Raw genomic sequence first — 18,697 nt, 5'->3', positions numbered from 1 at the left:
TCTAGCATATTAGAATACTAGAATAACTAGGTGAGATTTCTGCTGTGCCTTTGACAGATCCGGATCGTCTTTTCCCGGTAAATGAAAAGCAGCGCGATTTAGCGCGGGCGCTTTACGCAACCGTTTCAGGCCTGCCAATTGTCAGCCCGCATGGCCATTGCGACCCTAGGTGGTTTGCAGAAAACGCGCGCTTTCCGAATCCCGCAGAGCTTTTTGTCATCCCCGACCACTATGTTTTCCGGATGCTGGTCAGTCAGGGTATGCCTTTGGCCGACTTGGGCATTCCCCGCGTTGACGGCAGCCCAGTGGAAGCTGACCCGCGCAAGATCTGGCACCGCTTTGCAAGCGCGTTCTCGCTCTTCCGGGGCACGCCCTCTTCCTTATGGCTCGAACATGCGTTCGAGCATACTTTCGGCATAGACGAGGTGCTAAACGCAGAATCCGCCAATGCGATCTACGATAGCATCGAGGGCCAACTGGCAACAGAAGCCTTCCGTCCACGCGCGCTGTTCGACCGCTTCAATATTGAAACGCTCGCGACGACCGAAGGTCCGCTGGATGATCTGAAATGGCATCAGATGATTAAAGATAGCGATTGGTCAGGAAAGGTGATTACCACCTACCGCCCCGACGCGGTTGTTGATCCTGATTTCGATGGCTTTGCCGAAAACGTTGCGACGTTTGGCGCTTTGACCCAACAGGACACCAGCACATGGTCAGGGTATCTTGAAGCTCACCGCTTGCGGCGGGACTATTTCAAGAAGCACGGCGCGACCGCTACCGACCACGGCCACCCCAGCGCTGCAACTGAAAATCTTGACGCAGCGACAGCAGCCGATCTTTTTCAGACCATTTTGTCTGGCGCATTCACCCCCCGACAAGCCGAGGTTTTTCGCGGACAGATGCTGACCGAGATGGCTAAAATGAGCCTTGAAGACGGGCTCACCCTCCAAATTCACGCAGGATCGCGACGCAACCACAGCGCCGGTGTGCTTGCACAATTCGGCAGGGACAAGGGTTTCGATATTCCCGGCCGGACGGACTATGTGCAAGCGCTCAAACCGCTTCTTGATGCTGTAGGTATGGACCCCAACCTCACCGTGATCCTGTTTACGCTGGACGAAACAGTTTATGCGCGAGAACTAGCCCCGCTGGCCGGTGTCTATCCGGCGCTGAAACTGGGACCGCCATGGTGGTTTTATGACAGCTTTGAGGGAATTAAACGGTTCCGCGAAGCAACCACCGAAACCTGCGGTTTCTACAACACCGCAGGTTTCAACGATGACACCCGAGCGTTCTGCTCGATCCCTGCGCGACATGATGTGTCCCGGCGCTCGGATTGCGCCTACCTTTCGACACTTGTGACAACAGGCCGCCTGCGTGAAGCGGAGGCCTTTGAAGTGGCCCATGACCTTGCTTACGGCCTTGCAAAAACCGCCTATAACCTTTGATTTGAAAGCCCTTCCATGACCCACGTACAGACCCGATACGCCATTGATCCCGAAACGGCCAAGACCTTTGATACCGCCAAGTTGCGCGATCATTTCCACGTCAGCGATTTATTCGCCGAAGACGAAATCCGGCTGGTCTACTCTCACTACGACCGTTTGATCATGGGGTCTGCCGTGCCTGCAAGCGGTCCGCTGGTTCTGGATAATGTTGCTGAAACGGGCACCTCGACCTTTCTGGAAAGGCGCGAAATGGCGGCGCTGAACCTGGGCGATGCTGGCACAATCACGGTGGGCGGGCAGACGCATCAGGTTGGCAATGGCGAAGTTCTCTATATCGGGATGGGCGCAGGGCCGGTGACGCTGGAAAGCGGTCGCTTTTATCTGCTGTCCGCACCGGCCCATCGCACTTGTCCGACCAAGCTCATTACGCTGGCCGACGCGCGCCGGATCGAAATGGGCGCCCGCGAGACGGCAAACGAGCGGGTGATCATCCAGTTCCTGCACCCCGATGTCTGCGAAAGCTGTCAGCTCTTGATGGGATATACGCAATTCGCGCCCGGCTCTGTCTGGAACACAATGCCCGCGCATGTGCATGACCGGAGGATGGAGGCATACCTCTATTTCGACGTCCCGCAGGATCAGCGTGTGTTCCACATCATGGGTACACCAGAAGAAACCCGCCACATCGTTATGGCGAATGAAGAGGCTGTAATTTCGCCGCCTTGGTCCATCCACTGCGGTGCGGGTACTGCTTCTTATACGTTCTGCTGGGCGATGGCCGGTGATAACGTCGATTTCACTGATATGGACATGGTCGCGATGGAGGATCTGCGATGAACGATCCGTTCCGTTTGGACGGCAAGCGTGCGTTTGTTACTGGTGCCAACACCGGCATTGGTCAGGCGATTGCCTTGGGCTTGGCGAACGCCGGTGCCGCCGTTATCGCGGCTGGGCGGTCTTCGTGTGATGATACTGTGTCCTTGATCGAACAGCAGGGCGGACAAGCCGAAGCCTGTGCAATTGATCTGTCTGATCCGGCCAAGGCGGCAGATATCCTCAAAGGTATCGGCGATATGGATATACTTGTTAACAACGCAGGCATCATCCGGCGCGACGACAGCGTTGATTATTCCGAAACCGACTGGGACGATGTGATGGACGTCAATCTCAAGGCGGTCTTCATGATGTGTCAGACTTTTGCCCGCGCCGCGATTGCACGCAAAGCAGGCGCGCGTATTGTGAATATTGCATCGCTTCTGTCGTTTCAGGGCGGCATCCGCGTGCCCGCCTACACCGCATCAAAACACGGTGTTGCGGGGTTGACCAAATTATTCGCCAATGAATGGTCCGCCCATAACATCAATGTGAATGCCGTGGCCCCGGGCTACATCTCAACGAACAACACCCAGGCCCTGCGCGATGATCCAAAGCGTAGCGCGGAAATTCTGTCGCGTATTCCAGCCGGGCGTTGGGGTGATCCGGCCGACATTGCCGGTGCGGTGACATTCCTGTGCGGGGGTGCCTCCAACTATGTGACAGGCGCTGTCCTGAACGTCGACGGGGGTTGGCTTGCCCGGTAAGCCCCGCCTTTGCAGAACGAACCCCGCGCCGGCCATCGGCATCGTTCACATTGGTCCAGGCGCATTCTTTCGCGCTTTCAATGCTGTCTACACGGATGAGGCTATGACCCATGAGCCGGGCAATTGGGGCATAGTCGCCGTGAGCATGCGTAGCCCGACCGCCCGCACGCAACTGGAACCACAGGGCGGCGTATTCACCTCCGTGACATTGGGGCCTGACGGCTGGGATCCGAGTATTGTCGGATCGATCGTGCAAGTTATCCTAGCACCTGACGACACAGGCAAAACCATTGATGCGATGGCAAACCCTGATGTGAAGATCGTATCACTTACGATCACCGAAAAAGGGTACTGCACCAGCCCCGCCACAGGGTCTCTTGATCTGGCCCACCCCGACATAGCTCATGACCTGGCAAACCCTGGAAATCCGCGTTCCGCTATCGGGTTGATCGCCGCAGCGCTCGATGCGCGGCGCTTGGCGGGTCGCAGATCTTTCACCGTTTTGTCCTGCGATAATATGCCGTCTAACGGCGCACTGGCGCGTGCAAGCGTCATCAAATTTGCGGCGCAGCATGACAAAGAACTGGCCAATTGGATCGCAAATGAAACCACCTTTCCTTCGACTATGGTGGACAGGATTACACCCGCCACCACTCAAGAGGACATCGAGGCGCTTGCCGAAATTACCGGCTACCACGATGCTTCCTGCGTTTTTCACGAAGGGTTCAGGCAGTGGGTTATCGAAGATAATTTCGTTGAAGGTCGGCCCGCATGGGACAAGGCCGGTGCCACTTTCGTAAGTTGCGTGGACGCGCATGAAACGATGAAGCTCCGCTGTCTCAACGGCACCCATTCAACGCTCGCGTATCTTGGGTATCTCGCAGGGTACGACACCATCGCCCAGACTGTCGCGGATCCCCATTATGCTGCGCTGTGTAAACAGCTCTGGCAGCAAGAAATCATTCCGACGCTTCAGCCACCTGACGGCGTGGACCTGAATGCCTACTGTGCTGACCTCAAGACGCGGTACCAAAACCCTGCGATACGACACCGGACATGGCAAATTGGAATGGATGGCAGTCAAAAGCTGCCGCAGCGACTGCTCGGGACGATCGCAGATTCGCTCGATGCGGGGCGTGTACCGTATGGGTTGACGCTCGCTGTTGCGGGCTGGATGCGATACGTCGGCGGGGTGGACGAAGCTGGCAACGCCATAGATGTTCGCGACCCGTTGGCGCCAGCGCTGAAGCAAGCCACCGACGAAGCGTCCACAATCAAAGGCAAAGTCGATGCCCTGTTAGCGTTTGACGAAATCTTCCCTAAGGCGCTCTCGGGCGACACACGTTTTCGTAATCTACTCGTCCAGAGTTATGAAACACTCGAACGCTCAGGCGCTAAAGCTGCAGTTAAGCGGATGGTCACATCATGAGCCATCTTGTTCTCAAAGACAGCGACAGCATTCTGGTTCTTACCCGAAAGGCGCCCGCGGGTAACATCGTGGTTCCGGGTGGCGTGCCGCTTGTCGCTGCTGTCAATCCTGGCCACAAGATTGCGCGCCAGCCTATCGCGACAGGTGATCCGATCCGAAAATTAGGGCATGTCATCGGCTTTGCCACTGCGGATATCGCGCTTGGTGAACATGTTCATACGCACAACTGCGGGTTTGGGGCGCACCCCGAAAGCACCCGCTATGGTCAGCATCTGGAAGCCGCCCGCGCTGCGGTCCCATTAGTAGAGCCGCGCACATTTGATGGCTATTTGCGGAAAGGCGGTCATGTCGGGACTCGCAATATGATCGCTCTGATTGCGACCGTGAACTGCTCCGCCACCGTGATCCGTAAGGCAGCTGACGTAATCGGGGCTTCGGGTATGCTAGACGCCTTTCCAAATGTCGACGGTGTCGTCGCGCTCGCCCATGGCGGCGGTTGCGGGATGGACGCCGACGGGCTTGGGGCACAAGTGCTTGAACGGGTGCTTTGGGGGTATGCCACGCATCCGAACGTCGGGGCCGCTGTTTTTGTCGGCCTCGGGTGCGAGGTCATGCAAATTGCCCGGATGAAACAGAAATTCCAAGGCGACAGCCATCAACCCTTTCATGGCATCACCATTCAGGAAGCCGGCGGCACCCAGAGCACAGTCGCGCAGATCGTAACGCAGGTTCAGAAAATCCTCAGTTCGGTCAACGCAATCGAACGCACACCCCAACCGCTGTCTGCCTTGACGATCGGACTGCAGTGCGGTGGTTCTGACGGTTACTCGGGTATCTCGGCTAATCCGGCCCTGGGCGCGGCAAGCGATCTGATCGTTGGCCATGGCGGGCGGGTTATGTTGTCCGAAACGCCCGAGATTTACGGGGCCGAGCAGTTGTTGCTTGATAGGGTCGACACAGAGCGGACCGGCACGAACCTTTCAGCGCGTTTGCGCTGGTGGGAGGGCTACACGCAGATGCACGGCGGATCGATGGATAACAATCCAAGCCCCGGCAACAAAGCTGGTGGACTCACTACCATTCTGGAAAAATCTTTGGGTGCGGTAGCTAAATCGGGCTCAACACCACTGAACGAAGTCATCGCTTACGCCGAGAAGCCGACCAAGTCGGGTCTCATATTTATGGACACTCCGGGCTATGACCCGGTTTCAGTGACAGGTCAGATCGCAGGCGGGGCGCAGATTGTCGTGTTCACCACCGGACGCGGCTCCGCTTTCGGCTCCAAACCTGCACCGACTATCAAACTTGCCACAAATGACCGGCTATTTGCGCAGATGCCCGATGACATGGATATCAACTGCGGCGATATCGTTTCGGGTGACGTATCAATAGCGCAGAAAGGTGCGGAGATCCTTGATCATATCGTGGAGACCGCATCAGGCCGACGAACCAAAAGCGAGGTTTTGGGCCTAGGGGATCATGAGTTTGTCCCATGGCAGCTTGGCGCGGTGATGTAGGTAGACCTTAGGCTTGGGCCTTATGGACCCAAGCTTCAGACTTAGAACATTGATGGCAACCAGAGTGAGATTGCAGGAACATACGTGACCAGTATCAGTGCGCCCAAAATCGCGAGGTAGAAGGGCCAGATCGATTTAAGCGCCTCTTCAATTTTTATCCTGCCGACAGCACAGCCGACAAACAAACAAGTCCCGACAGGCGGCGTACAGAGTCCCAGACCAAGGTTCATCAACATCATGATGCCGAATTGTGTGGGATCCATGCCCAGACCCTTGGCGATCGGCAGGAAGATCGGCGTACAAATCAGAATCAGCGCAGCCATGTCCATAATCATGCCAAGGATCAGCAGAATTACGTTGATCATCAAAAGGATGATGATGGGATTGTCAGAGATCAGAACCAGTGCGTTACTCAGACGGGTAGGCACCTGATAGAGCGCCAGTAGATAGGCAAACGAACTTGCGAAGGCGATCAGGATCATTACCATCGAGGTCGTCCGGACCGTCCCTGTCAACGCCGTCACAAATGACTTCCATGACAGGCTGCGGTAGTAAAAGGTCGTCAAAAGGATCGCGTAGATCGCGCCAAAGGCACCGGACTCTGTAACCGTAAACAAGCCGGACAGCGTACCGCCTACGATGATAACTGCCGTCATAAAGCCGGGGATAGCATCAGCTGCTGCGCGCGCCACTTCGCCCCAACCGGGGAAAGGCTCGGATGGATAATTGTGTTTGACCGACAGAATGTAGGCAGCAATCGCAAGGCTGATACACATCAGGATGCCAGGCACCACCCCCGCAAGAAAAAGGCTGGAGACAGAAATTCCGCCACCCGCGGCCACGGCAAAGATGATCATGTTATGGCTGGGCGGAATAACCACGCCCGCGATGGAAGACGTGACCGTTACGTTCACAGCAAAGTCCGGACGATACCCCCGTTCTTTCATCACAGGCACAAGGATCGACCCAAGTGCAGAGATATCAGCGACGGCTGAGCCGGAAATGCCGCCAAAGAGCATGCTGGAAAAGATGTTGACCATCGCCAACCCACCCTTGAGGTGACCGACAAGAGCCGAAGCAAGTTTCACAAGGCGGATGGCGATGCCGCCGTGCAGCATGATTTCGCCCGCCAGAACAAAAAACGGAATGGCCAGCAGCGAGAAAACCGAAACCCCTGCAGTTGCACGCTGGAACGTGATGAGCATGGGGAAGCCTTCGTACCAGAAGGCAGACGCGGCCGCGATCCCCATCGCAAAGGCGACAGGCACACCCAACATGATGCCCCCGCCAAAGATCAACGCAAGAATCAAAAGGCCCATCTCAGGTCTCCAACACGAAAGAATTCGGGTCCCACGTTTTGTAGGTCAGCAGGCGGATCAGGCCCCGCGATCCGGCGTGTAGCACGATCAGCGCACCGCACAGGGTAATAGCAAGGGTGCGGAAGCTCTCTGGAATGCCGAGCATGGGCAGTAGCGAATCCCAACCGAATTTCATCAGTTCGGTCCCTGCAAAGAACATGACCGCACCAAAGGCCGCGAGCACGAAATCAATAAACAAGATAATAAGTTTCTGAAGCCCCAGAGGCAGTGCATCACGGAAAAGCGAAACACCAAGGTGGGTGTCATCGCGCACACCGGCCCCAGCGCCAAGAAAAGCAATGTAGCAGATCAACATCAGGGCGAGCTGTTCAACCCAGGTTGGAGTGACGTTCAACACGTAACGACCAAAAACCAACCAACCAAATGTGACAATCAAAATCACCAGAGCGACGGATGCTGTAAAAATGCTGAGCCATTGAACGGCTGCGAGGACGGTCTCGCACCGGGCCAGCAGGGCCTTTTGTCTGCTCATTGTCGCCTCGCTTATTGCACGAATGGTCGTCTGGTGGCCCCATCCCGCAACGGGGTCGGGGCCACCCTTTTAGTCTAGTAACTTATTCCGCGTTGCGGATCATGTTTACCAGGTCGGTCAGATCAGGATTGTCAGCGAGGAACTTGTCATAGACAGGTGCCATCGCGGCCTGGAAAGGACCCTTGTCTGCAACTGTGTTCACCTCTGTGCCACCGGCCTTCACTGTTTCCATGGAAGCCGCTTCACGCTTCTGCCACAACTCGCGCTGAAGATTGGCGCTGGAACGGCCTGCCTCTTTGACGATGGTCTGCTGTTCAGGCGTCAGGCTGTCGTAGGTTTTCTTTGACATACATAGACACTCGGGAATGATCAGGTGCTCTGTCAAAGAATAGTACTTTGCCACTTCGAAGTGGTTTGTGGATTCGTAGGACGGCGGATTGTTTTCTGCGCCATCAACAACACCCGTCTGGATGGACTGATACACTTCGGCGAATGCCATTGGCGTTGCGTTCCCGTCCATGGAGGCAACCATCTGAACGAACAGATCATTGTTCATCACACGAATTTTCAGACCTTCGACATCTGCCGGCGTGTTGATCGGACGGACGGAATTATAAAAAGACCGCGCACCGGCGTCATACCAACCCAACGGCTCAACACCGCGTGCACGCATACCTTCAGAAATCGCTTCGCCGACATCACCGTCCATCAGTTTGTACATGTCGGGAATCGACGCAAAGATGAAGGGAAGGGAAACGACATTGGCCTCTGGTACCGATGTACCGAATGGACCAAGGCTGAATTCACCGAAATCAAGCACACCAAGACGCAGCTGTTCAATTGCGTCAGGCTGACTGCCCAGTACGCCATTATGGAATGTTTTCGCGGTAAGCTCGCCGTTTGTACGCTCGGATACTTCGTCTGCAAAGGCTTCCATCGCGATCGAGACAGGGTAATCCTCAACGTGAATATTCCAGCCGCGCAGCTCTTTTGCTGACACAGACGTTGCCGCGAGGGCAAGGCAGCTACCAAGCAGGGCGCCGCGCAAAGTGAATGATTTAGTCATGTGATCCTCCCAGATACAATTTGTAGTCATAGGGCCATCCTGCACTTGGATTCTTTATCGCCCCTAAACAGGTATACTAGTATCAAGCTATCGAAAAAAGTCAATCGAACAGTCGATATTTCGTGCCGGCTCGTGCAGTGGCATCGCTTAAACTGTTCCGCGGTGCGGCCTGTCCTTCGTCTTGTTGAAAATCATCCCGTCCAATAGCTCGGCAAGGTCGGGACGCACGGCCGGACCGTTCGAAATTGCAACGATAATCTGGCTTCCGTCAGGCCGCAGAACAAAGGTGCCAGGTTCGGCAAAGTTGCCGTCGGCTTCGTCTGGCGAAAGCGGTTCAGTCACATACACGCCGAGCGTCGCCATCTGTGATTCCGTCAATCCGTATCCCAGATCAAAACTCCAACCGAACTCTTCCTGATCGGCTTTGGCCTTCTCAAGCGAATCAGCCGAAACCACGACGATGTCAAAACCGGCTTCGACCCAGTCCTGGTGCATCGCGCTCAATGTATTGAGGTACTTCTTGCATCGCGGGCAGTGTTTGCCCCGATAGACAACCAACAAGGTCCAGTTTTCGGATTTGCCCCCAACGACGATCTCACCGCCTTTGACACTCATAAAGGTCATCGGGCTCAAGATGCTTCCGGGGACCGGTTTTGGTGTGGGCATACAGAACTCCTTCCAAACTTTGTTCGCGCTAAACGCGAGCAACTTTATCTACGCTACTAGCATACCAGAATTCGATCCAGCATGAATTCGTTCTGCGCGTCATAAAAACAGGGTTGCGTGAGGCGGGTAAATTTGCGGGCAGCCATTCTTGCGACCGCTGGCCAACTTAACCCTTCAGATCTTTGAAATAGTCAAAAATTTCGGGCACATTTCCGTCGCTCATACCTGCATCAATCGCCGCTTGCAGGTTATGGGACGTGCCCTCTGCAATCTCAGACCGTGTGCCAAGATCTTTGACCATCTCAAGGAAGTAGCCGAGGTCTTTATTCGCGTTAGCAATCGAGAATCCGAGGTCGCTCACATCATCCACCGCATATTTCTTGCAAAACTGCATAAAGGGAGAGTTGGACGGCCCTGCAGACATGATATCGTAAAGTTGCTGACGATCGACACCGGCGCGATCCGCTACAGCAAAAGCCTGACTCATCGCTGTCACGGTGGTCATGCCCATGAAGTTATTAATCAGCTTGGTGGTATGACCTGCGCCCAGCGCACCAAGGTAGAATACATTCTCGCCCAATATGTTCAGAACCGGTAACACTTTCTCATATGTCTGCTCATCCCCGGCGGCCATGATGTTCAACAATCCGTCTTTGGCATGCGCGGGTGTCCGGCCGAGGGGGGCATCAATCATTCCGGCACCCTTGGCCGCAAGATCCGCACCGATCTTTCGCGTAGAAGCAGGAATGGAAGTCCCGAAATCAATTACAACAGTACCATCTTTGATCCCTGCAAGGATACCATCGTCGCCGTACATCAGTCCTTCGACCACGTCCGATGTCGTGACGCAGAGCATGATAATATCACATTCGGACGCCATCTCTCTCCCAGTCTTGGCTCTGCGTGCACCCCGCGCAACGGCAGCGGCAACAGGCGCTTCGCTACGGTTCATGACCACCGGCTCAATCCCGTTCGTTTGAAGGCATTCAACCATGTTGCCACCCATGAGACCGAGGCCGATAAAACCGATTGCGGGATTTTGCATGTCACTACTCCTAAGCGTGCGATCTGTATTCTGATGAAGACCGTAAACGATATTCGACTAGTATGCCAGTGTAATACCTGTGAGTTAGGTTAGATTGTTTTGTTCCCCAGATTAGACCCCGTACGGCTCACATGAACGGACTCATTTCAGCGCGCAGATGACGCCCCTTAGCTCGGCCAGACCACGCAACCTGCCGATCAGCGTATACCCCGGTTGGGTCTCAGTATTGTGGTCTGACAACAACGCGTGCCCGTGGTCCGGACGGAACGGTATATCAACGCCCCGGCGTTTTTCTGCGGCCAACAGCTCGGCAATCACAGCCACAAGATCAACATCCCCAGACAGATGAGCAGCCTCACTGAACGACCCGTCCGGCGATTTTGTTACGTTGCGCAGATGGGCAAAGTGGATACGATCAGAAAATGCTCTTGCGATAGCCTCAGGATTGTTGCGCGGTCCAGCACCAAGCGATCCAGTGCACAGCGTCAGTCCGTTTGCATGTTCATCAATGGCCTTCAGGATCTTATCAATATCATCTTGCGATGACACGATGCGAGGCAAGCCCAGAATATCGCGCGGCGGGTCGTCTGGATGTATGCACATCGAGATACCCAGCTCTGCCGCTGCCGGTATAACCTCTGACAAGAACCGCACCAGATTTGCACGCAGATCATCGTGCGCGATGCCATCATAGGTTTTCAGTACATCGCGCAATCCCGGAACATCATAGCGGTCAAATGCCCCGGGCAGGCCGGCCATCACCGAATGAAGCAATTCCGCACAGTCCTGATCGTTCGCTTGCGCAAACCAAGCATCTCCCGCAGCGACAGCATCTGCGGCATACTCTTCGCGGGCACCCTCACGCTTCAGCATGTGGATTTCAAACGCGGCCATCTTCGATGCCGCAAAATGCAGACATGTTCCTCCGCCAGCGACCTCTGCCCCTAGATCGGTTCGGGTCCAGTCCAGAATGGGCATGAAGTTGTAGCAGACGGTCTGAATGCCCTCTGCGGCCAGATTTGCCAGCGACTGCCGGTAGTTTGCAAACAGCCCCGCCAGATCACCAGTTCCACGCTTGATATCTTCATGGACAGGGAGGCTTTCGACCACGTCCCATGTAAATCCGGCCGCATTGATTTCGCTGTTTCGTTTCGCAATCGAGTCTCGCGACCAAACTTCCCCGTAAGGCACAGCATGCAGTGCGCTGACGATACCCTGTGCGCCCGTTTGAACCACCTGATCCAAAGAAATAGGGTCGAACTCACCGAACCAACGCCATGTCTCGCGCATCTATGTCACCTTTAGGTTTTAGGCCTAGCAACGGGAACCAATGCGCCCCGTGCCTTCACAACCTGACCTGCCAGCGCGCTGGCAGCAGCGATGCAGCGGTCCAAGCCAAGACCATCATTCAGACCTGCAAAAACCGCTGCATTAAAGCTATCGCCTGCTGCAGTTGTGTCCACGACATCGCCGATCTTGGGGACTTCAACTGTATCGGCACCGTCTGAGCTGCAATAATAAACTGCATCTGGTCCGTTTTTGACAATCACCGTCCCTGCCCTGGCAGATTGATATCGCTGCGCTGTCGCATTGGGATCAGCATCATCAAACCAGGATGCCTCGTCCTCGAAGGACGGCAGAAGAAGGTCAGATACAGACGCACCAGCCATCGTAACCTTTCGCATCGTGTCGGGTGTATCCCAAAGACGCGGGCGCAGATTCGGATCAAAGGCAATCTTTTTGCCCGCGCTCCGACCCTCGCGCAAAGCTGACAGAAGCGCGTCGCGGCCCTCTGCATCCAGAATTGCCAACGTGATGCCAGAGAAATAGATGACATCGTGATCTTCAATCGCACGCTTCAACGCTGAAGGATCAGACGCAAGCTGGCGTGCTGCCGACTGCCCCCGCCAATAGGAGAAACTACGCTCCCCGTTGTCGAGCGAAATCAGGTAAAGACCGACCGTCTTGTCTTCAACCACCACCGAATAGGTATCGTTTATTCCCGCGTCTTTTATCGTGGCACGCAACTGGTCTGAAATCTTGTCCGTCCCCAAACCCGTCAGATAAGACACCTCAATCTGCGGGGCGACCTGTTTCAGATACCACGCCGTGTTGAACGTATCCCCTGCAAAGCCCAGCCGGAACATACCCGGTTCCTCTTGCGGTGACATCTCTGCCATACACTCGCCGATTGACAGAAATCTCATGCTGGAAACCTATAGAAAATCATCACGACGCGGGGTGAAGCAATCCACCAAAGTGCCAGGTTCCAGACATACACAGCCATGCGTCAGATTGCTTGGAATAACAAAACTATCGCCTGGCCCAACTTCGCGCTGCTCGTCTCCGAGGGTGAACCGGAAAAGCCCTGATTCAACGTATGTCGATTGCACATGGTGATGGTCATGCAACGCACCGACGGCCCCTTCGGCCGCAAAGCGAAAGGCAACAACCATCAGGTCGGGGTGATCTGACAACACCTGTCGCGTCACGTTCTCGCCGGTTGGCACTACGGGAAAGTCTGTCATGTCGGCTCCTTTGCCCTGCGCTTAACTAAACAGCATACCGCCGTTCAGGTCGATGTTGGTGCCCGTGATAAAGGCGCTGTCTTCGCAGGCAAGGAACAGCACGAGGTTTGCCGCGTCTTCCACGTGACCTTGCCGTTTGAGCGGTGCGTTTGCTTCAAATCCGCGACGTCCCGCGTCTGGTGTGTGAATGTTATGAAAATCTGTATCGATCATGCCCGGACAGATAGCATTAACCCTGATCTCGGGGCCGACTTCCTTAGCCAAGCCACGGGTCATCGTCATCACGGCACCTTTGGATGCAGCGTATGCAACAGCGCCCGGACCGCCACCGTCGCGGCCCGCCTGACTGGCAAGATTGACGATCGCGCCGGTTTTCATATGCGCAAGACAAGCCTTGGTCATCATGAAGGTACTTGTGAGGTTCAGCGTCATCACAGCATTCCAGTGCTCAAGCTCCATCTCAACGATCTTTTTGCGTGCGATCAATCCGCCGGCGTTGTTGACCAGTACGTCAATGCTGCCAAAAGCATCCAACGTCCGGGAGATCAGCGTGTCGACATCTGCCTGATTGTTCAGATCTCCCTGAACCGCGATTGCCTTTCCGCCAGCTTCCTCAATCTTTGCCACAGTGGCATCAGCCCCTTCGGAGCTTGCGAAATAGTTGATCGCAACATTCGCACCCTCCGACGCCAGCTTGATGGCGACGGCGCTGCCGATATCCCGACCACCGCCCGTAACAATAGCTGTTTTTCCATCCAGTTTCATCGCAAACCTCCCTGTGGTCTTTGTGTGTTAGCCGCTGTTCATCTATGCAGTTTCGCCCGAAGTGAAGCAGCAAAGCCACCCGCTACAGCGGTTAACAAACAAGCTAGATTCGACAGCCTCAAAACTAGCATACTAGTTATAATTCTGGCATACTAGTCAGAAATTGGGTAGAAAGAAATCAATGGGCCTGTATTTGCCCAAGCGACCGATGTACGAAGGCGTTGATAAGACAATCATGATCCGCACTCTCGTTCTGCAAACTACCAGACGACTTGGCGACCATCTTTCGAGGGGACGATTATATGGCTACCACGGCCCGAATTACCGAACGAAGAACCAGCGTCGACGAAGTGTTCGATTATCTGAATGACCAGATCATTTCGTTAGCAATGCTGCCGGGAGATAAAATTTCAGAAGCGGACATCGCCGCCCAGTTCGGCATTTCACGCCAGCCTGTGCGCGATGCGTTTAGCCGCCTTGCCAACATGGACCTGCTGCTGATCCGGCCACAGCGTGCAACCGAGGTCAGGCGCTTCTCTATGCGCGCGATCGAGAAGTCGCGTTTTGTGCGGGCCGCTGTCGAAAAAGAAGTCCTTACACGTGCCGCAGCACGCTGTGACGCGTCCGGTGCCGAGCGCTTGGATGCTGCAATCGAAGATCAGAAAAAAGCAGTCGACGACTCTGACGTTGATGGGTTCGGGCGGCTGGACTACGCTTTTCACGAGATTATCTGCGACATCGCAGGTGCAGATTTTGCCTTTGATGTTATTATGACAGAGAAGGTGAAGGTCGACAGGTTGTGCAGACTGGCCCTGTCAAAAGAACAAAGACTGCCCGACCTGCTATCCGATCACCGCCAGATCGCAGACGCAATCAAAAGCCACGATGAAAAAGCTGCGGTTGAGCGGGGCATGTTTCATCTGTCCCGTTTGGACGAAACCATCGAACGGATTACAGCGTCGAACGCCGACTATTTCGAAGAACCGGATAACTGATACCAGAGTTGCGCTTTTCCCTTTCGGCATAAGGTGTAGCCGCCTTCCTAGGTGTACGGTCTATTACCGGTCCGAAAACAGCCTGAAGCGACAACAGCTATAGTGATGAATCAGTCATCCCGACCGGGTTCGTTCGGATCGCTAGAGAACAGAGCGATCTTGTTCCCTTGTGGATCACGTAGATAGCTCACGTAGAAATGGGAGCCGTAAGACGCGCGAAATCCCGGTTGCCCTTCGTCCGAACCGCCAGCTGCCAACGCGGCAGCGTGCAAAGCGCGTACCTGACTTTGGCGCTCCGCTTCAAAGGCGATCATCGTGCCGTTTCCAGCCGATGCAGCATGCCCGTTAAAGGTTGGCTTTACATAGAAGTCCGGCAGCAAAGGACGCTGGCCCTCCTCTACCGGCAAGGCAAAGCTCAGGCCTTCCGGACCCTCATTTAACCCGTACCCAAGTGCAGGCAAAAACGCCGAGTAAAAACGCTTCGCTAACTCCAGATCATCTGCACCAACGGTGACATAGGAAATCATAATCCGCGCTCCCCTTCGCCTCGCCATCTTTCGGCGCGCCTCAGCTTTCAGCGTAAGGTTGCATAACATCGGGATCAATAGATGCTGCCTGTCATCGCCAAACAGAGATATTACCTGCTCGGGCTGATCTTGGTTAGCCCTCGATGTTTGAATCTATGTTGATCCGGTCATCACCGGTCAGGTTTTGCCACGCATCATACTGTGACAGAAAGACCTTGCCGTTCAGATCATTCAGGAAATGGGATCGTTTCAGACGGTCCATCACTGGCCCTTTCACTTCGGAAAGATGCAGCCCGACATCCATGTCTTTCAGCCTTTGGTTGATGGCCTCAAGGCTTTCGAGCGCTGAAAAATCAACTTCGTTCACCGCAGAGAAAATAAGAACCACATGACGAACGTCGCACCCTTCGGTGACCCTTCTCTGAACCAGATCCTCAAGAAAACGCGCATTCACAAAATAAAGGCTTTCATCCACCCGAAGTGAAACCAGAGCCGGGTCAGTCTCGACCTTGTGCCGGTGGATATTCCGGAAATGTTGCGTTCCCGGAACAAGCCCGACTTCGGCAACATGGGGCCGTGAGGTTTTATACAGATGCAAAAGAACAGAGATTGCCACACCCGCCGCCACACCAATCTCAACGCCAAGAACAAGCGTCAGCAAGATCGTCACAGCAACAGCTGCGAAATCCGCACGCGAATAGCCCCAGGTTTTGGAAAGGATCGACAGGTCGACAAGGCTCAGAACGGCGACGATGATCGTCGCGGCGAGCGTAGCATTGGGTAGATAATAGACAAGCGGTGTCAAAGCCATAGCGGCGATGGCAAGGCCAATCGCAGTATAGATTCCCGCTGCCGGCGTTTCGGCACCCGCGTCAAAGTTCACAACGGAACGCGAGAAACCGCCAGTCACAGGATAGCCACCTGTGAAAGCCGCACCAATGTTTGCAGCACCCAATCCAATCAATTCCTGATCTGGATCGATACGCTGGCGTTTCTTTGCCGCCAAAGTCTGAGCCACCGAAACAGATTCTACAAAGCCGATGATCGAGATGAGTATGGCGGGGATCAACAACGCGCTTAGCAAGTCAGGCGATAGGCCCGGCAGCGTCAGCGGCGGCAAGCTTTGTGGAACATCGCCAACAATCTTCACGCCGCGATCGTCTAGCCCAAAAGCCCAGACCGCAACGGTTGTACTCACAACAGCAGCAACCGGACCCGCTTTGGTCAGCACATCGGCCATCAGCGATGGTACACCAAGCTTTTTCAGGGTGGGCTTGAGGTTCTTGCGCACCCAAAACAAAAAACCCGTCGCCGCCACACCAATCACCACGGTGATAAAGTTCACTTCGGAAAGATGGCTGAAGATCGAGCTTAGCATTTCTGGCAGGGTGTGACCGTGTGCGCTCACCCCAAGTATATGCTTGAGTTGGCTCGTCGCGATCAGGATTCCCGATGCGGTGATGAACCCCGCTATGACGGGGTGAGACAGAAAGTTCGCAAGAAAACCGAGCCTGAAGACACCTAGCAGCACCAGAAATCCACCCGACAGAAACGCCAGCGTGAGAGCCGCAACAGCGTAACCCGCTGTCCCCTGCTCTGCCACCTGCCCGATTGCCGAAGCCGTCAGGAGCGAGACAACCGCAACCGGCCCTACCGCCAACGCCCTGCTTGTCCCGAAAATTGCGTACAAAAAAATGGGCGCAATTGATGCGTAAATACCTGCTTCGGGCGGCAGACCGGCCAGCAGCGCATAGGCAAACGACTGCGGTATCAACATGATCGTCACGATCACGGCCGCGATCATATCGTTCGACAAAGCAGTCCGGTCGTAAGTGCGTCCCCAGTCCAGTATCGGAACGTAGCGGCGGAGATTTTCGATCATTGTAAGGTCCAATAGGGGGAACGGCCTGAGCGAGCTTGCGCAGACAGTTGGGTACCGCGCCCCGGAGTTCTGGTGCGCGGCGGGATTGTTAATCTGGTCAGCTGTGCCGTTTAATTTTCATGCGTGGTCCGCTGTGCCGTCTCGTGGATCGACCACAACGTTGCGGAACGCGTTCCAGACCGGCAATAAGCCAACACCGGATGTTCAAGCTCTTCCATAGCGTCTTTCAGCGCAGTGACGTTTTCTTTCGTAAGCCCACTGCTTTGCACCGGAATATAGCGCGCTTCGATGCCTACCGCTTTTGCAGCAGTCTCGATTTCCTCGAACGGCGGTTGACCCGCATCTTCGCCATTGGGTCGATTGCAGATGATGGCGCGAAACCCAGCCGCCTTGATTTCCGCCATATCAGCTGGGGAAATTTGTGGACTGACTGTAAACTTCTCACTGATTTTCTTAAGTTCCATTGCAGCCTCTTTCAGTCAGAATCTATTGATCGGCATTTTCAGGTAGCTGTGTCCGTCGCTCTCTGCATCGGGCAGTCGTCCGTCACGCAGATTGACCTGCAAAGCAGCCAGCATCCTGTCCGGCAGCGAAAGCGTTTTGTCCCGCTGTTCACGGACCTTCACATATTCATCTTTCGACACACCGCCTCCAACGTGAATGTTGTCGGCTTTCTGCTCTCCGACTGTGCTTTCCCATGCAGCATTCTCGCGGTTCTTGGTGCCGTAGTCGTGACCAACAAAAATTCGGTGGGATTCCGGATAATCAAGGATCGCCATGATACTATCGTATAGCTGCGCCGCAGATCCGCCGGGGAAATCCGCCCTCGATGTTCCTGCATCTGGCTGCATCAGGGTATCGTGTGCAAAAATAGCGTCACCCACGACATAGGTGATGGACCCGAGCGTATGACCCGGCGACAGCATCACCCGAACGTCAAGATTACCGATCTTGAACGTATCACCATCGGCAAACAGGCGGTCGAAATGCGGTTCAATCGGAAAGGCGTCAGGTAAATTGTAGTACTCGCGCCAAAGCACAGCTATCTCACGGACCTTCTCGCCTATGGCTGTTTGCACACCGGTCTTTTCGCGCAGCCAGTCGGCCGCAATGAAATGATCAGCGTGCGGGTGCGTATCGAGTATCCACTCCAGCTCCAGATCATGCTGATCGATATAATCCAGCGCCCACTTCGGATGGTCGAAGCCGGTCGCGAAAGATTTCGGATCAAATTGCTGAACAACGTCAATCACAGCACATTTGCGAGTGACCTCATCAATACAGATGTACTGACAGCTTCCCGTATCCGGCTCGTAAAAGCCGACAACCGTCGGGCTGTCATCGCCGCGTGACGGCGAAATGCTATGAACAATCTCAGCCACTTAACCTTCCTTT

The 18,697-nt window shown here is 54.9% G+C and carries 19 protein-coding genes; 6 read left to right on the top strand and 13 right to left on the bottom strand.

Annotated features, from left to right (window positions below):
- Positions 1-44: 44 nt before the first annotated feature.
- From uxaC to Z946_RS0108680, 5 genes are read left to right on the top strand one after another with little or no spacing between them, the layout of a single operon-like run.
- Positions 45-1,451 carry a glucuronate isomerase gene (gene uxaC / locus Z946_RS0108700; protein WP_025055347.1) on the top strand — a complete coding sequence of 469 codons (1,407 nt, stop codon included), beginning with the start codon at positions 45-47 and terminating at the stop codon, positions 1,449-1,451.
- Between the two features lie 15 nt (positions 1,452-1,466).
- Positions 1,467-2,288: a 5-dehydro-4-deoxy-D-glucuronate isomerase gene (gene kduI / locus Z946_RS0108695; RefSeq protein WP_025055346.1), complete on the top strand. Its 822-nt coding sequence runs from the start codon at positions 1,467-1,469 to the stop codon at positions 2,286-2,288.
- Complete coding sequence (gene kduD / locus Z946_RS0108690) at positions 2,285-3,031, top strand: 2-dehydro-3-deoxy-D-gluconate 5-dehydrogenase KduD (protein ID WP_025055345.1); 747 nt, start codon at positions 2,285-2,287, stop codon at positions 3,029-3,031. The genes kduI and kduD overlap by 4 nt, the downstream gene beginning before the upstream one ends.
- Positions 3,021-4,460: a mannitol dehydrogenase family protein gene (locus tag Z946_RS0108685; protein ID WP_025055344.1), complete on the top strand. Its 1,440-nt coding sequence runs from the start codon at positions 3,021-3,023 to the stop codon at positions 4,458-4,460. Before kduD ends, Z946_RS0108685 begins: the two co-directional genes overlap by 11 nt.
- Positions 4,457-5,977, top strand: a complete 1,521-nt coding sequence (locus tag Z946_RS0108680; protein ID WP_025055343.1) for a UxaA family hydrolase — start codon at positions 4,457-4,459, stop codon at positions 5,975-5,977. Before Z946_RS0108685 ends, Z946_RS0108680 begins: the two co-directional genes overlap by 4 nt.
- A 41-nt stretch (positions 5,978-6,018) precedes the next feature.
- Here the strand turns inward: Z946_RS0108680 and Z946_RS0108675 are convergent, their stop codons facing one another.
- The 9 genes from Z946_RS0108675 to Z946_RS0108635 form a co-directional block, all read right to left on the bottom strand.
- On the bottom strand, positions 6,019-7,296 hold the full coding sequence (locus Z946_RS0108675; protein WP_025055342.1) for a TRAP transporter large permease: 1,278 nt from the start codon (positions 7,294-7,296) through the stop codon (positions 6,019-6,021).
- Between the two features lies 1 nt (position 7,297).
- On the bottom strand, positions 7,298-7,828 hold the full coding sequence (locus Z946_RS0108670; protein ID WP_025055341.1) for a TRAP transporter small permease: 531 nt from the start codon (positions 7,826-7,828) through the stop codon (positions 7,298-7,300).
- An 82-nt stretch (positions 7,829-7,910) separates the two neighbouring features.
- On the bottom strand, positions 7,911-8,894 hold the full coding sequence (locus Z946_RS0108665) for a TRAP transporter substrate-binding protein (RefSeq protein ID WP_025055340.1): 984 nt from the start codon (positions 8,892-8,894) through the stop codon (positions 7,911-7,913).
- A gap of 147 nt (positions 8,895-9,041) precedes the next feature.
- Positions 9,042-9,560 (bottom strand): redoxin domain-containing protein, encoded by a 519-nt coding sequence (locus Z946_RS0108660; protein ID WP_025055339.1) that lies wholly within the window; start codon positions 9,558-9,560, stop codon positions 9,042-9,044.
- A 166-nt stretch (positions 9,561-9,726) separates the two neighbouring features.
- Complete coding sequence (locus Z946_RS0108655) at positions 9,727-10,656, bottom strand: NAD(P)-dependent oxidoreductase (protein WP_277618954.1); 930 nt, start codon at positions 10,654-10,656, stop codon at positions 9,727-9,729.
- 90 nt (positions 10,657-10,746) lie between these two features.
- Positions 10,747-11,895 (bottom strand): mannonate dehydratase, encoded by a 1,149-nt coding sequence (gene uxuA / locus Z946_RS20590; RefSeq protein ID WP_037969126.1) that lies wholly within the window; start codon positions 11,893-11,895, stop codon positions 10,747-10,749.
- An 11-nt stretch (positions 11,896-11,906) separates the two neighbouring features.
- A complete protein-coding gene (locus Z946_RS0108645) occupies positions 11,907-12,812 on the bottom strand; it encodes a sugar kinase (RefSeq protein WP_025055337.1) in 906 nt (301 codons plus the stop codon).
- A 9-nt stretch (positions 12,813-12,821) separates the two neighbouring features.
- The gene (locus Z946_RS0108640; RefSeq protein ID WP_025055336.1) at positions 12,822-13,133 is read right to left on the bottom strand and encodes a cupin domain-containing protein; all 312 of its coding nucleotides are present in this window, start codon (positions 13,131-13,133) and stop codon (positions 12,822-12,824) included.
- A 21-nt stretch (positions 13,134-13,154) separates the two neighbouring features.
- Positions 13,155-13,898 carry an SDR family NAD(P)-dependent oxidoreductase gene (locus Z946_RS0108635; RefSeq protein WP_025055335.1) on the bottom strand — a complete coding sequence of 248 codons (744 nt, stop codon included), beginning with the start codon at positions 13,896-13,898 and terminating at the stop codon, positions 13,155-13,157.
- Positions 13,899-14,200: 302 nt separating this feature from the next.
- Between Z946_RS0108635 and Z946_RS0108630 the strand changes: the two genes are divergently transcribed.
- A complete protein-coding gene (locus tag Z946_RS0108630) occupies positions 14,201-14,893 on the top strand; it encodes a GntR family transcriptional regulator (protein WP_025055334.1) in 693 nt (230 codons plus the stop codon).
- A gap of 110 nt (positions 14,894-15,003) precedes the next feature.
- On the opposite strand, the gene Z946_RS0108625 is transcribed toward Z946_RS0108630, so the two are convergent.
- The 4 genes from Z946_RS0108625 to Z946_RS0108610 form a co-directional block, all read right to left on the bottom strand.
- Positions 15,004-15,420 (bottom strand): VOC family protein, encoded by a 417-nt coding sequence (locus Z946_RS0108625; protein ID WP_025055333.1) that lies wholly within the window; start codon positions 15,418-15,420, stop codon positions 15,004-15,006.
- Between the two features lie 133 nt (positions 15,421-15,553).
- Positions 15,554-17,302 (bottom strand): SulP family inorganic anion transporter, encoded by a 1,749-nt coding sequence (locus Z946_RS0108620; protein ID WP_206537782.1) that lies wholly within the window; start codon positions 17,300-17,302, stop codon positions 15,554-15,556.
- Positions 17,303-17,412: 110 nt separating this feature from the next.
- The gene (locus tag Z946_RS0108615) at positions 17,413-17,766 is read right to left on the bottom strand and encodes a protein tyrosine phosphatase family protein (protein ID WP_025055331.1); all 354 of its coding nucleotides are present in this window, start codon (positions 17,764-17,766) and stop codon (positions 17,413-17,415) included.
- Between the two features lie 15 nt (positions 17,767-17,781).
- Positions 17,782-18,684 (bottom strand): MBL fold metallo-hydrolase, encoded by a 903-nt coding sequence (locus Z946_RS0108610; RefSeq protein ID WP_025055330.1) that lies wholly within the window; start codon positions 18,682-18,684, stop codon positions 17,782-17,784.
- Positions 18,685-18,697 lie beyond the last annotated feature (13 nt).

This window comes from Sulfitobacter noctilucicola (genome assembly GCF_000622385.1).
Lineage (GTDB): Bacteria > Pseudomonadota > Alphaproteobacteria > Rhodobacterales > Rhodobacteraceae > Sulfitobacter > Sulfitobacter noctilucicola.
Note: the sequence above shows the minus strand (reverse complement) of the source record. Positions and strands in the feature narration are given on the sequence as shown.